The following is a 16,678-nucleotide window of genomic DNA, read 5'->3' as shown; positions in this document are numbered from 1 at the left end:
ATTTATGCTGAATCAAATACAATTTCGACCATTTTTGTAAATGAAGCGTTAATTAAGCAATTTTTCGTAAGCGCGCAGCAAAAAAACCATCCATTCCTAAAAATACGGTTTTCTCAGCATCAAAATTTTTATGACAAAAATCCGCAGGCGTTGTCCGTAACATCCCCCCACAAAGCAAATGTTCCAGTGCTCCCATTTCCTCTGGATAAATAGGGTCTAAAACAATGTCATTGCGTGTCGATAAAATTTTTTCAATAAGATCTTCACCTTCTTCTCTTGCCAATGAACAATTGGAAAAAACAATCCGTCCCCCCTCCTTTACCAAAGAAATTGCTGCGACAAGCAAATCATATTGCAACGCCACTAACTTGACGATATCTTCCCTCGATTTCGTCCATAAAATATCCGGATGACGACGGATTGTTCCTGTAGAAGAACAAGGAGCATCAAGAAGAACTGCATCAAAAAGCTGTGTGGGATAGAAATTTCTCACATCGCCCTGCCAAATGTGAACTGAAAAATGAAGCCGTTCCATATTTTCTTTTAAACGCTTTACGCGGTTAGCAGAAAGCTCAATTGCTGTCACCTCTGCCCCTTGCAAAGCCAATTGTGCTGTTTTTCCCCCAGGGCTCGCACAAAGATCAGCAACGCGTTTACCCTCAATACTCCCAAGTAAACAAGCAGGCAAAGCTGCTGCAAAATCTTGGACCCACCAAGACCCTTCACGATAGCCTGGTAAATCAGAAACAGAACACTCCAGACGCTTCAATCGAACAGAACCATTGGGCAATACCACACCGCCAAGCCTTTCAGCCCATCCACCACTATCAGATTTCACTGTCAAATCGAAAGGAGGTTCCACACTTTGAATTGCGATAATCTGATGTGCCTTTTCTGTTCCATAAGCTGATATTAAAAGCTGTCCAAACCACGCTGGCACACCTTCAATGGTAGGAACTTGTTGACGTAAAGGCTCTGCCTCACGTGCAACATTGCGCAAAAGAGCATTCACCACCCCTGAAAAACGGCGCATTCGAGGATCAAGTTTCGCCACACGCACAGCTAAATCAATAGCCGCATGATCGGGAATATCAAGATAAAGAATTTGTGCAACACTGATATGCAAAAGATGCTGAAGTGAAAGTGCTTGTGAAGGCAAAGGACGCACCAAAAAGCGTGAGAGAGCCGCCATAATCTGCCCTCGATGACGCAATGAAGCTGTTAAAATAGCCCGACATAACAAACGATCTCGTTGTGAAAGCTTCAAATATTGTGGATGTCCGTGTTCATTATCCGTCAAACCAGACAGAGGCGTGTACTTATCAACTACCGCCCCCAAAAGACGCACACACACCTGTCGAACAGCTAATCCTGGAACATTTTTTTCAGACACATGCCCCGCTTTTTTGTGTTTCAAACCACCACCTTTATATTATTGCTTCCTTAAAAACTCCCTCAATAACTCTATGAACGAGATCTTTTTGAATTTTCATAACGCAGCCAAGAAGGACGTTTTGTAACACGCTGAAAAGAACTATTTTCTTTCTCACCTAATGCATGAGCCTGACCACTATGAAAATCTCCATAGTTCATCCCGCTACTTTTTTCATGTATAGCGTCTTCTTTGTTCCATCCCACACTTTTGGCAAGAGCCCCTTTCATCTCTTCTGCTTGCTGATAAAGAGCAGCAATACGATTTGCAGTTGCTGGATGTGTCGAAAAAAGACTATCCGCTCCCTCACCGCTCAAAGGATTAATAATAAACAGATGCGCGGTTGCTGGATTATGCTCTGCTTCTTCATTATATACCCCACGTCCCCCATCAGCAATCTTACGCAATGCCGAAGCCAACCATAAAGGATTACCACATATTTCAGCCCCTCTCCGATCCGCAGCATATTCCCGTGTACGGCTAATCGCCATTTGCACCAGCATCGCTGCAAAAGGCGCCACGAGCAATGCAATAAATCCTCCAATTGCCCCAGCGCCATGAGAATCTTCTGAAGAGTTACGCTGTCCTCCCATAAAGAAAGCAAAATTACCAAGCATTGAAATTGCCCCTGCAATCGTTGCGGTCAGAGTCATTGTTAACGTATCACGATGCTCAATATGTGCGAGCTCATGCGCCATAACGCCGGCAATTTCCTCAGCGCTTAACCGCTCTAACAACCCAGTACTTGCAGCAACAGCTGCATTTTGCGGATTACGTCCCGTTGCAAAAGCATTTGGCTGTGCATTCTCAATAACATAAACCTTTGGTTGAGGAAGAGAAGCCTTTTGTGCTAAATCGCTTACAATCTTATAATAAACTGGTGCTGAATGCTGATCAACTTCACGCGCCCCGTACATGCGTAAAACGATTTTATCTGAATTCCAATAAGAAAAAAAGTTTAAACCACTTGCCATCAAAAGAGCAATGACCATGCCACCGCCCCCTCCAACAAGATAACCAACTCCCATAAAGAGAGCAGTTAAAAAAGCCAAAAGCATAGCTGTACGCATTATATTCATTACTCAAAAAACTCCATGATAAAAGTCAATCAATACTATATGATGGTGTTTTCTTTCTGCTTCTTCAATGGAATAGGTGTAAAATGAATAAAAAAGATGAGAAAACAAGCAAAAAAAATGCAACTGTCGTTAAACAGCAATCTCTTTCTCCCGCAGCACAACGCGCCCTTAAAGAAGCTGAAGAAAGACGAAAACGCGCAGCAAAAAAAGAACAACCTTTAGAAAACGGCGGACGCGGCGGCAAAGACCCTTCCCGCTATGGAGACTGGGAAATTAAAGGCCGCGCCATTGATTTTTAAAACCATTGATTTAAAAAAAAACGGCGCAATTTAAACAAGCAGCTTTTTAATGAAAATCCGTTTTTGATAGACAAAAACGGATAATATTTATTTTTCTAAAGCTTTTAAAAACACATTGATTAAACAATCATGCTTCTTATGCTGAAGCAGATTCTGCTTCAGCCGCTGCCGCTGCTTCTTCTGCTGCTTGCTTTGCTGCTGCTATACGTTCTTGTGCTTTTTTACCCGGTTCACCTTTATGTGGATTATTACGAGTTGGACGCTTTTTCAAGCCAGCTGCATCTAAAAACCGTAAAACGCGATCTGTTGGTTGAGCCCCTTGCCCAAGCCAATATTGGATACGTTCTTCATTAAGTTTCACCCTCGGTCCATCTTTAGGCAACATTGGATCCCATGCACCAACACGTTCAAGAAACCGCCCATCGCGCGGACTACGAACATCTGCAACGACGATATGATAGTAAGGACGTTTTTTTGAACCTCCACGGGACAAACGAATTTTCAATGCCATATTTTATCTCCTATTGTCAGCTCTGGCTTTCGTTTAAATTGACTTTTTTGTTTTTTGCTCTTCAGCAATAACTTCATGATGACGCACAACTTCTTTAATAATAAATTTTAAAAATCTTTCAGCAAAATCAGGATCAAGATCACTATCCATAGCCAATTGCCGCAAACGCGCTACCTGATATTGCTCACGCAGAGGATCTACTTTAGGCAAATCATAACGCGCTTTTAAGCGCCCAACAGCTTTCGTACAACGAAACCGCTCTGCTAAGATATGAATCAAAGTTGCATCAAAATTATCAATGGATGCTCGTAAATGTGCCAATTCGTTTAATACTGTTTCCTGCATTATATTCCTTTCCCTCTTTACATCTTATTTTTTCTTAGGATGCTGAGGAAAATTTCCCCCATCGACAATGCCATTGGAAAGACCAGGAAAAGTAGGTCCACGCTTGGGAAGTCCGGGCAAGAGCTTCCCTCCATTACCATTTTCAATTTGCTTTTGAAGCGTTGAGAATTGCTTTGGATCCAATCCCGACAAATCCGGCATAGCTGGAGAATCCCCTCCCAAGTTTCCCATACCACCAAAACCCATTTTGGAACCAAGGCCTCCCAACATCTTTCCCATAAAACCACTTTTTCCTTTACCACCCATGGCTTTCATCATATCAGCCATTTGGCGATACATCTTCAAAAGTTTATTAATATCAGCCGCCGTCGTACCAGACCCCTTAGCAATTCGTTGTTTGCGGCTATGTTTTAAAAGCTCTGGATTCGCCCGCTCTTTGGGTGTCATAGATGAAATAATGGCCAATTGACGATCAAACAAACGATCATCAAACCCCGCAGCCGCAATCTGCTCTTTGACTTTCCCCATTCCTGGCAACATGCCCATAATACCGCCCATTCCACCCAGTTTTTTCATTTTCTGCAACTGTTCCGCAAGATCATTCAGATCAAATTTTCCGGCTTGCATTTTTTTTGCAAAAGCAGCAGCTTTCTCATGATCCATTGTTTCAGCAGCTTTTTCAACCAAAGAAACAATATCCCCCATTCCGAGAATACGATCAGCAATACGACTGGGATGAAATTCTTCTAAAGCATCTATTTTTTCACCAGTTCCAATTGCTTTAATTGGTTTACCTGTAACAGCACGCATAGAAAGAGCAGCGCCACCACGCCCATCACTATCCATACGTGTTAAAATAATCCCCGTAATCCCTACACGCTCATCAAAAGAACGAGCAAGATGAACGGCATCTTGCCCCGTCAAACTATCAGCCACCAACATAATCTCATGAGGAAGGGAACATGCTTTAATTTCAGCCAATTCGAGCATCAAAGCTTCATCAATATGATTACGTCCTGCTGTGTCAAGAAGAAGCACGTCATAACCACCTAATTTAGCAGCCTGCACGGCACGTGATGCAATATCAACGGGCAGCTGACCCGCAATAATAGGCAAGCTTGCAAGTTTTGCCTGCTCTCCCAATTGGCGCAATTGCTCCTGTGCAGCGGGACGGCGTGTATCTAATGACGCCATGAGAACTTTTTTATTGTGCTTATCAGTAAAACGTTTTGCAAGCTTTGCTGTTGTGGTTGTTTTTCCGGAACCTTGCAAACCAGTCATCATGATAACAACTGGAGCTGGTGCATTTAAATCACTCAGAACGCTTTCATTTCCAAGAATATGAACCAATTCATCATGAACAATTTTAACCACCATTTGGCCTGGTTTAATTGATTTAACGATTTCGGCCCCAACAGCTTTTTCCCGAACTCTATCGGTAAAAGAGCGCACAACATCAAGAGCAACATCAGCTTCCAATAAAGCGCGACGAATTTCACGCAGCGCCTCTACAACATCCTGATCCGATAAAGCGCCACGTCCCGTCAAATGAGACAGGATAGAACCAAGTCGCTCTTGCAAGGATTCAAACATCATTTACCTCATTGTTGCATAACAAACAAACCAAAATAGCATCCGAGAACGCATCGCGCCGTCGGATGTTGACCTCTGAGATCTCTTTATACCCTTAAACTGGGGTCTCAGTCGGTGGCTCCAAGTTAATTTTGTCACTGAAAGCTTGCTCCTTCAAACAATAAAACCCCAGCTTTGTCAAGTTTTATCATAAAATATCTTTTTATACGAAGAAATAAAAACAACAAATACTATACTTCAAAACTTTCAACTTCAACACGCATAAAACAACCTGTTTCCTGTTCCATGCTCCATAATTTTCCGCTAGAGATATCAAACCAAACCCCATGCAATGTCAAAAAACCTTGATCTTTGCGAAGCTTAATCCACGGAAACGTCTCTAAATTTCTCAACGAATGGCGAATAGAAAGCTGCTCTAATGCCGTCTGTTTTTCTGGCCAAGACAGCGACTTATTATTCAAAACGATTTCTGCTGCTGGTGCTAAGAGACTTATCCATTGACCGATAAAATCATTTGATAATAAAGATTTATATGTCTCATTAAGAGCAGTACGAATGCCTCCACAATGGGCATGACCAAAAACGACAATATGTCTCACCTCAAGCAATTGCACAGCATATTCAAGAGCTGCTGATGTTGCGTGATATTGGTCATCAGGAGAAAAAGGAGGAACCACATTCGCCACGTTGCGCAGGGTGAAAATTTCCCCTGGCTTAGCATCAAAAATCATTTCTGGTACTGCACGCGAATCACAACAAGCAATGACCAAAACTTCAGGTTTCTGCCCCTCAATCGCCAATTGCTGATAATCTGCTATTTTATATAAAAAATGATTGTTTATAAAGTTTTGGTAACCACTTAAAAGTCTTTCTGGTAAACGCGCCATTCTCTCTTTACTTTTGCTTCTTTTTTTACTTTTATTTTGTATATTTTAAAAAACAAACTATTAACATACAAAAATACTAAAAGTGCCCTTTCCTTGAAGCAAAATATTTCTTTAAAGTGCAAAATATTACTAAAAAATAGCAAAAACAAACTCATTCTTTCCAAATAAAGAGCTATTTTCTTTAGAAAGAAGGTGTTACAGTATATAAAAAATATATATGGTCTGCTTTTAAAAAGAGAAGAAAAGACTCCTTAAGAGCAAAAAGGGAGAGTGAATGTGTTGCAACAAAAAAAAACAGAGACAAAAAACACCCAAGATAAAATAGAACAAATCCTTTTTGCCCAAACCGATAAAGAAGATATTGCTTATTACGAAAATGAAGAACTTCAAAAAGCCACAGCCATCGCGGTAAAAGCTTTTAATCTCCATCAGACGGGAAAAAATACCATCTGCTTTGAGCAAAATTTAACCCGTAGTAACAGACCTATAACCGTTATCACGCTTGTCAATGATAACAAACCCTTTCTTCTCGATTCTATTTTAAATGTTTTTAATCAACACAAAAACCATATCTATTTGATTGCACACCCCATTATTGATTGTGCTTCTGGAAAACGCATCAGTCTGATGCAAATTCACATCGAGTCATTAAACAAACAGCAAATACAAAAACTTGAAAATGAACTCACCTTAGTTCTTGAACAGGTTAATGCTGCTGTACAAGACTGGAAACCTATGCTTGAAGAAGTTGAAAAGCAGATTCATGCCTACCAAATAAGTCTTCCCCCACACTACAAACAAGAAGGCGAAAAAGCTATTGAATTTCTTCACTGGCTAATGGACGATAATTTCATTTTCCTTGGTATGCGCACTTACAACTTCATCAAAGACCAAAAACCCCTAAAATCCTTTACAGCCAGTAATATTGAACTTGGTATACTCACGGATGCTTCTATTCATATTGTTGACGATAAAAGCATGAAAGAACCTCCTCAAGAAGTTTTATCCTTCATGGAAAGCGATAATCTGTTTATCGTGACAAAAGCGAACAGCCGCTCCAAAATTCACCGTTCTGTTTGGCTCGATTATATTGGTCTTAAAATCTTTGATAAAGAAAACCAACTCTGTGGAGAATTACGCATTGTAGGGCTTTTTACCTCCTCAGCTTATACACGTTCTATTTTGCAAATTCCTTTCTTAAAAGAAAAAGCCCGAACTATTATTCAACGACTTGGACACAATCACGCCGATTATTCAGGAAAAGCACTCATCAGTGCTTTAGAAACCTATCCAAGAGATGAAATGTTTCGCTCTGATGTTGATACATTGACAGAAAACACTAAGCTTATTCTACAATTAGATGAGCGCCCACGTTTACGGGTTCTTGCCCACACTGATTCTTTTGGACGCTTTGTTTCTATCCTTGTCTACGTACCGCGTGACCAATATAGCAGCAGCTTGCGTGAAAAAGTTGGCGAACATTTTGTTGAGCTTTATAAAGGTGACTTTTTTGAATCTTATCCGCTATTTTTGGAAAGCACCCTTATACGTGTCTATTATATCATCCATCGCAAAGGAAACGAAACTGTTCCCCTTCATGAGCGCTCCACACTTGAACAACATGTACGTTCGATTGCACGAAGTTGGGAAGACAGGGTTCAAGCCATCGCTCTTACCCAGAAAATAACAGAGCAACAAACACGTCTAGCCAGTGAATTCCCCAACAGCTATCGTGATTTATTTTCAGCTGAAGACGCTATTAACGATGCCGGACATATTCTAAGTCTTCATGATGAAAAGCCCCTTTTCGTGATCTTTTATCACGCACAAAACAAAGAAAAACAGTACATTTCTCTTCGGCTTTTTCACCGCCATGAAGCTCTTGCCCTTTCCAAACGTGTACCACTCCTTGAAAATATGGGGTTTCGCGTTATTGCTGAACAAACCCTTGAATTACCAGATGGCAATGGGCGCTCTGTGTATCTTCATGATATGCAGCTGGAAAGTACTTTCCAGCGCTGTATCGATTTTGAAAAAGACGGGCAAAAACACGCCGAAACCTTTGAAGCCATTTGGGCACAAAATGCTGATAATGACGGCTTTAATGCTCTCACACAAACAGCTGAGCTTGATTGGCATGAAATTGTTATTTTGCGCCATTATGGGCGCTATCTCCAACAAGCTGGAATTCCTTATTCGCAAGATCGCGTTGCCCAAACTTTAAATGCTTATCCTGACATTACCCAAGATCTTTATGCTTTATTTCATTTAAAATTTCATCAAAGCCATACAGAAAAAGAACGGGAAAAAAACCAACAAGTTATTCAAAAGCGCATTGAAGAAAAATTACGGAAAGTCTCTGGTTTAGATGATGACCTGATCTTACGCCGTTATTGTAACCTTATCGAGGCGAGTTTACGAACGAATGCCTTTACGCCTCTTTCTGATGGAAATCCACGGCGTATTTTAGCCACCAAATTAAATCCACGCCAGATTGAAGGTTTGCCTGAACCGCGCCCTTACCGAGAAATTTTTGTTTATGGACCAGAAGTTGAAGGGGTCCATTTGCGTTTTGGACCTATCGCTCGTGGCGGCATTCGTTGGTCTGACCGTGCATTAGATTATCGTACCGAAGTGCTTAGCTTAGTCAAAGCCCAACAAGTTAAAAATGCAGTTATCGTTCCTGCAGGTGCAAAAGGTGGATTCTATCCCCATCGGCTTCCCCAAACAAATGACCGTGCTGTCATCATAGAAGCAGCACGACAAGCTTATACAGACTTTATCACAGCTTTGCTCTCCATCACAGACAATCTGATTAACGGCAAAATAAGTTCTCCCCATAATGTCATCTGTCATGATGACCCTGACCCCTATTTTGTTGTCGCGGCAGACAAAGGAACAGCAACTTTTTCTGATACAGCCAACGCCATCAGCCAAGCAAATCACTTTTGGCTCGATGATGCTTTTGCCTCTGGAGGCTCAGCAGGTTACGACCACAAAGACATTGGTATTACAGCTAAAGGTGCATGGGAAGCCGTCAAAAGACATTTTAGAGAATCATTTAATCACGATATTCAAACAACGCCCTTCACCTGTGTCGGTGTTGGCGATATGTCTGGTGATGTCTTTGGCAATGGAATGCTGCTTTCCAAACAAACAAAATTGATTGCCGCTTTTGATCACCGCGATATTTTTATTGATCCAGATCCGAACATAGACGAAAGCTATGCAGAGCGTACGCGTCTCTTCAAACTGCCTCGCTCAAGCTGGCAGGATTACGACCAAAGCAAATTATCAAAGGGCGGTGGTATCTTCTCACGAAAAGAAAAAACCATTACTCTCTCACCTGAAGCATCACAAGCCATTGGTTTCGAAAAACAAACAGGAACACCCTTTGAAATTATCTCTGCTCTTCTCAAAGCCCCTGTTGATCTTTTATGGTTCGGTGGCATTGGTACTTATATCCGTGCTGCAACAGAAAACGATGCCCAAGTAGGTGATCGTGCAAATGATGCAATACGCATTACCGGAGAACAAGTGCGTGCAAAAATTATTGGCGAAGGGGCTAATCTTGGTGTTACACAACGTGGACGAATTGAATATGTCTCAAATGGTGGTCGATGCAATACGGATGCCATTGACAATTCTGCTGGTGTTAATTGTTCTGATATTGAGGTCAATCTCAAAATTGTTCTTGCATCAGCACTACGTGCCAAAACGTTAACCCGCGAAGATCGCAATAAGCTCTTGAAAAAAATGACGCCTCAAGTCGAGCAACTCGTCTTGCGCAACAATTATCTACAACCTCTTGCGCTTTCTTTGGCGGAAAACCAGAGCACTGCTGATTTGCCCTATCAAATACGCTTTATGCACGACTTGGAACAAAAAAAGCTTCTAGATCGCAGAGTTGAAATACTCCCTGATGAGCAAATTTTACGACAAAGAACAACCCAAGGCAAAGGTCTTCTCCGTCCAGAACTCGCCGTTATTTTTGCCTATGCTAAATTGACCTTAAAAGAAGAAATTGCTAATAGCCCCATTGTTGATGATCACTATTTCAATACAACCTTGCTGAACTATTTTCCAACCCAAATTCAAGAAAATTTTAAGAAGGAAGTTATTAACCATCAATTGCGTCGTAATATTATCGCAACGCTGATTGCCAACGATATTGTAAATCGTGGAGGCCCCACTTTTGTTAATAGACTACACGATGCAACAGAACAAAAGACTGAAAATATTATTCGCGTTTTCATTGCTATCCGCGATGGTTTCGAAATTCCTCAATTGTCTGAGCAAATTGATAAGCTTGATAATAAAATACCCGGTCTTGTCCAAAATAAATTCTACGCAGCAATGACCCCAATGCTCTTTGAAACAACCAATTGGGGTTTGCACAACATAGATCTCTCACGTCCATTAGAAGAAATTGTAAAAACAATAAAGCAAGCCCGTAGCGTTATTGAAAAAGAGCTTATGCATTCTCACGACAACGATATTAAGCAAAAGATTGAAGAAAAAGCATTACACTACAGTGAAGAGGGAGCACCAAAAGCATTAGCGAAACAATTAGCTCTCTTGGAAGCTGCTTCAACAATCTGTGATATTTCTTTAATTGCAAAAAAAAGCAACAGTGATCTTATTAAAACCGCAGAGATCTACTTTTCACTTGCGCAAATCATTCGTATAAACCGCATTAACGAAGCAAGTCGTATAATCCCTGTAGTAGATTATTATGATAGTATGGCTTTAAGCCAAGCCAAAGAAAATGTTTCTGAAAGCTTTCGGCAAATCGTTATGAAAATCCTCAAAAATTATGGAAAGAAAAAAGATCCTTTTGACACTTGGAAAAAAACAGAAGAAGATCATATTCACAACATTACAAACCGCATTAGCGCCCTTATTGAAAATGATCTCAATATTTCTCGTTTTACTTTTGCAGCAGGATTGATTTCTCAACTTCAAAATATTGGCTTTCAAACCTAAAGCAAATACAAAACGACCCACTCAATCTCCCGTTCTATCCCACCACCACGACAAACCAACTAAGACAGAGCAGAAGTTTGCATTTTAGACATAACACCAACAATAAAAATCTCGCTATTTATCACAATAGAATTGTTTGCAACAATTTCAAAAAAACAGTAGGATTGATTTCTCACCCTAAAAACATAAACTTTCAGACTTAAAAGCAGTACAAAACAGCTAAGCTTTTGCTCCGTTCTATCCCCCCATGACTAATCAGCAAGGGAAGAACGAAAGCCCTATCCTGCATTTTTAGACAGAGCACTCAAAATAAAAAATAAATTCAGATTTTACTTTCAAATATCCTTCATCATAAAAATATAATATATTGATTTACAATCATAATTTTATCATTTTTATGATAACTGATAATCCGATATTCTAAATTTGTCTCATTTAAAATCTGTTTATATTCAATCAATTAACCCCATTTCCCCTTGCATATTGCAAATGGGAAAGCCGAATAGATAAAAACAGTAAAGAAAAGACTAAAAATGCCCCTCATAAACCGCCTCAAATGCCAAAATCCGCAGTAACATTGGGAGTTAGCAAATATAATATGATGGTGTTGCCCCAGCTTATTACTCCATAACCGAAAAGATGGTAGCCCTTAATGGCTCTATCGTTATACCATTCATAGGCGACATCGTAAAATAAGAAGCACTGAGAAATATTTTTTTTAACAAATGCGTAAATATGCAATACAAATATATTCTGTTTTACGTGGAAGACATATAGCTTCATTAAAAAACATCAGAAATAAAAGGATAAGCTTAATCTATCATTTAAAATGATATAACTGTAACTGCTTTTGAAATGCGTAAAATCGAATAAAAAATGACAGTAAAGATGGATGTTGATTTTTCCCTTTACAACTTCATATTCTCCTCCAACTAGGCTATTTACTGGTTTTAAGAGGTTACTCCCAAACAGATATATGCAATATACTCATTCCATATATAAAGAAAAAGGTTCCTAACAAGCACCACACCACCTGTATAAAAAGGCAATTCAGCATACTTTAAAATGCCACTTTTTCCATACAAACACTGTTACTATATGTAGTTTGATATAAGATTTTGTACTAAGTGAAAAGAGGTTGGACGAATTAGGAGTAGGTGGTAATTTTTTATTTTTATAGCTATTTTTTTTACCATTAAATACGCATTTTGTTAAAATAGATTTTGACACTCTAAAATTGCAAAAAAGTATGAAAATCAGAAAAAATCGAAATTTTGTGGTAAAAATTAAAAAAGGCTTTGGTACAACACCTAAAGCGGAGCAAGACGACCAAGTTTTAAAAAGCCTAATTTTACCCACCCATTGTTAATGAGCAAGGAAAGAACGGGAGCGCCGTCCGCATTTTTAGGCAAAGCACCTAAAATAAAAAATAACGCTTGAAGATTATTGGTTTGCGTGGGAAATAAGCGCTGCAGAGTGTCAAGAAGCTTCATAGACTGAATAAGGACAAGTTCAAATTTTGCTGTCAAATATCCTTCATCATCAAAAGAAAAAGGTCCACTAATACGCACTGCACCACCTGTATGAAAAGTCAATTCACCTTGCTTTAAAAGTCCACTTTTTCCATACAATCGCTGTTGCCAATTTTTTTCTTCATGTTCAAACAGAAGAGAGGCATCATTTAAAATCCATTTCAAATTGCCATCAATTTTAGGAATATCAACAAAAGAAGATTTTAAAAAGGGAGAAGCATCAAAACCGTCAAAAGTTATATGTCCCGATAAATCATTCTTTTCATGTTTAAGATCAAGTCGAAAAAATTCTGCCGTTATTTTTGGGGAAGCTTCTTTTGGCTCTAACGGCTGAATAATCACGTTATGCGTATTTTGCAAAGATGCCTGATCTTCAATATTTTCTTGTGTCGTTTTTTTATCTGTCGTTTGTGCTCCTAACGCTTCTTGAAGCTTTTGACCTTCAAAGGAAGAAGAAAAAGGTGAAATCTCAAGCCCTTCAGCTATAAACTTCAATGTCTTACCCGTTTTCCAATAAGGTTCTGTTTCAATCATCAAATTGCGCCAACTGGATACTATGGAAGTTTTTCCAGAAAAAACAATTAATGCAGGGGAATGAACATTAAACTCGACCAAATGAGGTGCATAAATTGGTGCACCAGCTGTCAAACGCCCCGTCGATAAAGAAACCCCATGTAAAGGCCAAGAAAATTGAAACTTGTCACAAACAACACCGACACGTAAAGGATAACCATCCTTGTGCACATTCTCACATACCGCCGCCATATTATGGGAAGATATTTTTGTGAATATATCAGAAACATAGTCTTCTATTTTACGTGAAAAAAAAACCAGAGCGCGCTATAAATAAATACCAAAGCAAGACAAAAGAGCCCACAAATTAAATAACTCAAAGAAAAACTTTTTTGTGATGATGGTATTTGAAAGGATTTAGACAATATTCAAACTTTCTTTATCTCTTAACTTCCTCCCCACCCTAAAAAGGATAAAGATTCCCAACCACGGTCAGTTTATACACAATCCAACTTCTTAATCGACCGGATTTTATCTACTGGTCACTTCAAGAAGTCCCTATACATCGTTCTAAAGTACAGTATCTCATAAGCTCAACAAACAAGATTTTCTTAAAAAACCCTTTACACCCTTTAACAAAAAACACCTCATGTGTAAAGTTTTACATAGATTTTCTACCTCTGCCTTAAACCATACTGTTTTACAGCACAAAAAAAATGATAATGAATAGTGTTTCTTAACGATAAAACCATTGAGCACCCCCATCTTTACGCTTATTGAGGAGCAAAGCCAGCACCATCATTATATTTGGCTACCCCCACAATTTTGCGACAGCCCTTGGCACTTAAGACAGTTCATAAGAAGCATTTTTAGTCTTTTCTTATACAGTTTTTGCCCACACGCCAGCCCTACTTGTGACAGCAAGCAAGAGGTTTTTATTGAGTCAACATACACAGGTTTGGAATGAGAAAACCTTACGATATTCGGGGTTCTCATTCAATATGCAAAACAGTAAATTATCTATATAAATCAATGCGTTGTCAATAATCACACAAGTACGGGCGGTGTACAAAAAATCTGGTGTAATGCGCTTTCAAACCATTGGCTCAAAGCTCGATCATAGATTAAACGACCTTTCAAATGTGCACAAGCAGGTTGAGCACCTTTTTCAGTCAATTTATGTGCCGAACGCACGACCAAACGCCGCATCATAGCGCGTGTAAACTCAGCATGAAACTGCAAGCCCCATGCATTGTTTCCATAACGAAAAGCTTGTGTAGGATATGTATTCCCTGTTGCCAAAAGCATTGCCTCTTTCGGTAAATCATAAATACCTTCATCATGGAAATGGTAGACCATTTCTGGCCAATTCATCAATTCCTTCCCTTGTGGGGTTGCTTCTAGTGGATACCAGCCGACTTCAACAGTCCCATCACTTCTTGTACCAACGCGCCCCCCTAGATTTCGCGCTAACATTTGTGCTCCAAGACAAATACCCAAAAAAGGCTTATTTTCCTTTAGTGATAACGAAATCCAATCAATTTCCTCACCAATATAAGCTTCGCTGTCATTCACACTCATCGGCCCCCCTAAAATAACAACACCGGCATAATGCTCTAATGTATCAGGGAGTTTTTGTCCAAAAATAGGACGATAAATATCAAGAACAAAACCTTTTTGTTGTAAAAATTTTCCCAAACGACCAGTATAGGTAGAGCGCCGATGAATAACGACAGCAATCCTTGGTTTGTTATTTTTTTGTTTTTTATCAAGACATCTCTGATTTAAAAACATTTTCTAACCAATCACCTCTGCTACCAAGCAAAACTTTATTTTTAAAGCATAAGAGAATAATTTTATTGGAAAAGACTAACGATATTTTTTCTTCTAGGTCAATTGTTTCTTCTGAGAAAACATTCGTATTATCACATTGGTGCAATTTAAAATAAACGAAACTTTTTCCTCGATAAAGATGTTTCTTCTTCTGTTTTAACCCCTGGATCATCAACATTTAAATGAATTTGACTGAACATTTTTACATCTTGTTCTTTTATATCTTGTTTCTCCACCTGCACATTATGCAAAAGAGAATTATCTATAGGTGTTAATTTTTCCAGCTTCTTATCTTCAACATCATCACTTTTTCCCATAACATACTCTTTGTCTTGCTTTTTCGGCACAATATTGTCCGCCTCTAATGTGAGAGAAGGCATACAGGGAGGCGCCTTCCATTCAAAACAGCCCAAACGTCCACTGATTGGAGAAACCGCTGACCAAGAAGAAAAAATGGACCCATCACACATCCATACTGGATCACGTTCAGCACGAAGTGCTAAAGAAAGCCATTGACGCACAGCACCTTGATTGTTTCCCTGTGCCTCTTCAATATCTGCCAACAATAAATAAACACTTTCCCGTGGATGACATTGTAATGCTTTTTGTGCCTTCTCTCTTGCTAATGCTGTTTCACCAGCATCCAAAGCTGCTTTAGCAATAAGAAAAGCCGACTCAAATGCATCTTTATTATAAGAAGCAAGTGTCTTAGCCCTTTTCAATCGCCCAATGGCTCCTTCTTCTCTTTCAAGATAAAGCGTCCCCAAATCAGGATGAGGATTCTTTTGCCAAGCCGCTATAATCATTTTATCCGCTTTACGCGTTTCATTTAACTTATAAAGAATATCAGCAGCAATAACTATTATTGGAACAAAATCAGGCGCCAATTTATGGGCTTTCAAAATAGCTTCACGTGCTTGTACAGGATGTGTATCAAACAAAGAAAGTGCCTGCCCACTTAGTAGTAAAACCTGTATATGCTGCCGCTCTGGAGTCGCGCGAGCAGAACGCGGGAGAGCTTTTTGCGTTCTTTCAAAAACAGTAAGTGCCTTATCCCATTTACCTTCAGCACTTAACCGATCAAGCACCGCCTTATGCGCCCATAAAAGTGCTGGCGATAAGGTCAGTGCCTCTTCGGCATATTGTTGCGCTGCCTCATAAGCTTTACTCTTCATTGCTTCACGAAACAAACCATAAAGTCCAACCAGTTTTGTCGGATCTTCCTTTCTCATCTCTTCATAAAGACCAATGGCGCGAACAGAGTCATTTTGTAAAGACAAGGTTTGCGCCTGTAAGAGTTTTACCAATGGCTCTTGTTTTCCTGCAAGATATTTAGCAACCCGTGCTTCCATTTTTTGCGCAACCATACTATCACCAGCAAAAGTTGCAAGAATCCCCTTTGAAAGAGCTTCGTAACCACGCTTTTGGTGGCGTTTATAAAAATAATTGGAAAGAGCACTCGGTATGGAAAAAAAGAAAGATAATAACCACCATAAAAGCACCAGCGTTATAAAAAACAAAATAAGCACACTTAACACTGTAAGAAATGAAGCAGAAAATCTGAAATGCAAAAATGTGAGAACAAAAATACCATTGTGATTAGCAACCCACGTGAAAGCTAAACCGAGGATACAAACAACAAAAATATAAATAAAAACACGTATCATC

10 protein-coding genes and 1 pseudogene are annotated in these 16,678 nt (G+C 39.5%); 2 read left to right on the top strand and 9 right to left on the bottom strand.

What is annotated here, in order from left to right:
* Positions 1-52: 52 nt before the first annotated feature.
* Together ACFIK7_RS01395 and htpX are read right to left on the bottom strand one after the other, a co-directional pair.
* On the bottom strand, positions 53-1,417 hold the full coding sequence (locus ACFIK7_RS01395) for an RsmB/NOP family class I SAM-dependent RNA methyltransferase (protein ID WP_375662792.1): 1,365 nt from the start codon (positions 1,415-1,417) through the stop codon (positions 53-55).
* A gap of 47 nt (positions 1,418-1,464) precedes the next feature.
* On the bottom strand, positions 1,465-2,511 hold the full coding sequence (gene htpX, locus ACFIK7_RS01390) for a zinc metalloprotease HtpX (protein ID WP_375630696.1): 1,047 nt from the start codon (positions 2,509-2,511) through the stop codon (positions 1,465-1,467).
* Between the two features lie 83 nt (positions 2,512-2,594).
* On the opposite strand from htpX, the gene ACFIK7_RS01385 reads away from it, so the two are divergent.
* Complete coding sequence (locus ACFIK7_RS01385; protein ID WP_273790074.1) at positions 2,595-2,810, top strand: DUF1674 domain-containing protein; 216 nt, start codon at positions 2,595-2,597, stop codon at positions 2,808-2,810.
* Positions 2,811-2,946: 136 nt separating this feature from the next.
* Here ACFIK7_RS01385 and rpsP read toward each other — a convergent pair whose 3' ends face one another.
* From rpsP to ACFIK7_RS01365, 4 genes and pseudogenes are all read right to left on the bottom strand, one after another.
* On the bottom strand, positions 2,947-3,321 hold the full coding sequence (rpsP, locus tag ACFIK7_RS01380) for a 30S ribosomal protein S16 (RefSeq protein ID WP_273787601.1): 375 nt from the start codon (positions 3,319-3,321) through the stop codon (positions 2,947-2,949).
* A gap of 16 nt (positions 3,322-3,337) precedes the next feature.
* Positions 3,338-3,666 (bottom strand): annotated as a pseudogene (locus tag ACFIK7_RS01375) (chorismate mutase).
* A 24-nt stretch (positions 3,667-3,690) separates the two neighbouring features.
* On the bottom strand, positions 3,691-5,259 hold the full coding sequence (gene ffh, locus ACFIK7_RS01370; RefSeq protein WP_273790300.1) for a signal recognition particle protein: 1,569 nt from the start codon (positions 5,257-5,259) through the stop codon (positions 3,691-3,693).
* Between the two features lie 230 nt (positions 5,260-5,489).
* Positions 5,490-6,146 (bottom strand): carbonic anhydrase, encoded by a 657-nt coding sequence (locus ACFIK7_RS01365; RefSeq protein WP_273790076.1) that lies wholly within the window; start codon positions 6,144-6,146, stop codon positions 5,490-5,492.
* A 276-nt stretch (positions 6,147-6,422) separates the two neighbouring features.
* Between ACFIK7_RS01365 and ACFIK7_RS01360 the strand changes: the two genes are divergently transcribed.
* A complete protein-coding gene (locus tag ACFIK7_RS01360; protein WP_375662791.1) occupies positions 6,423-11,132 on the top strand; it encodes an NAD-glutamate dehydrogenase in 4,710 nt (1,569 codons plus the stop codon).
* 1,310 nt (positions 11,133-12,442) lie between these two features.
* Here ACFIK7_RS01360 and ACFIK7_RS01355 read toward each other — a convergent pair.
* From ACFIK7_RS01355 to ACFIK7_RS01345, 3 genes are all read right to left on the bottom strand, one after another.
* Positions 12,443-13,429: a DUF2125 domain-containing protein gene (locus ACFIK7_RS01355; RefSeq protein ID WP_375662790.1), complete on the bottom strand. Its 987-nt coding sequence runs from the start codon at positions 13,427-13,429 to the stop codon at positions 12,443-12,445.
* A gap of 795 nt (positions 13,430-14,224) precedes the next feature.
* Positions 14,225-14,971 carry a glutamine amidotransferase gene (locus ACFIK7_RS01350; protein WP_273790078.1) on the bottom strand — a complete coding sequence of 249 codons (747 nt, stop codon included), beginning with the start codon at positions 14,969-14,971 and terminating at the stop codon, positions 14,225-14,227.
* Between the two features lie 146 nt (positions 14,972-15,117).
* The gene (locus tag ACFIK7_RS01345; protein ID WP_375662789.1) at positions 15,118-16,677 is read right to left on the bottom strand and encodes a heme biosynthesis protein HemY; all 1,560 of its coding nucleotides are present in this window, start codon (positions 16,675-16,677) and stop codon (positions 15,118-15,120) included.
* Position 16,678 lies beyond the last annotated feature (1 nt).

This window comes from Bartonella sp. CL266QHHD (assembly GCF_042195355.1).
In the GTDB taxonomy this organism is placed as follows: Bacteria; Pseudomonadota; Alphaproteobacteria; order Rhizobiales; family Rhizobiaceae; genus Bartonella.
Note: the sequence above shows the minus strand (reverse complement) of the source record. Positions and strands in the feature narration are given on the sequence as shown.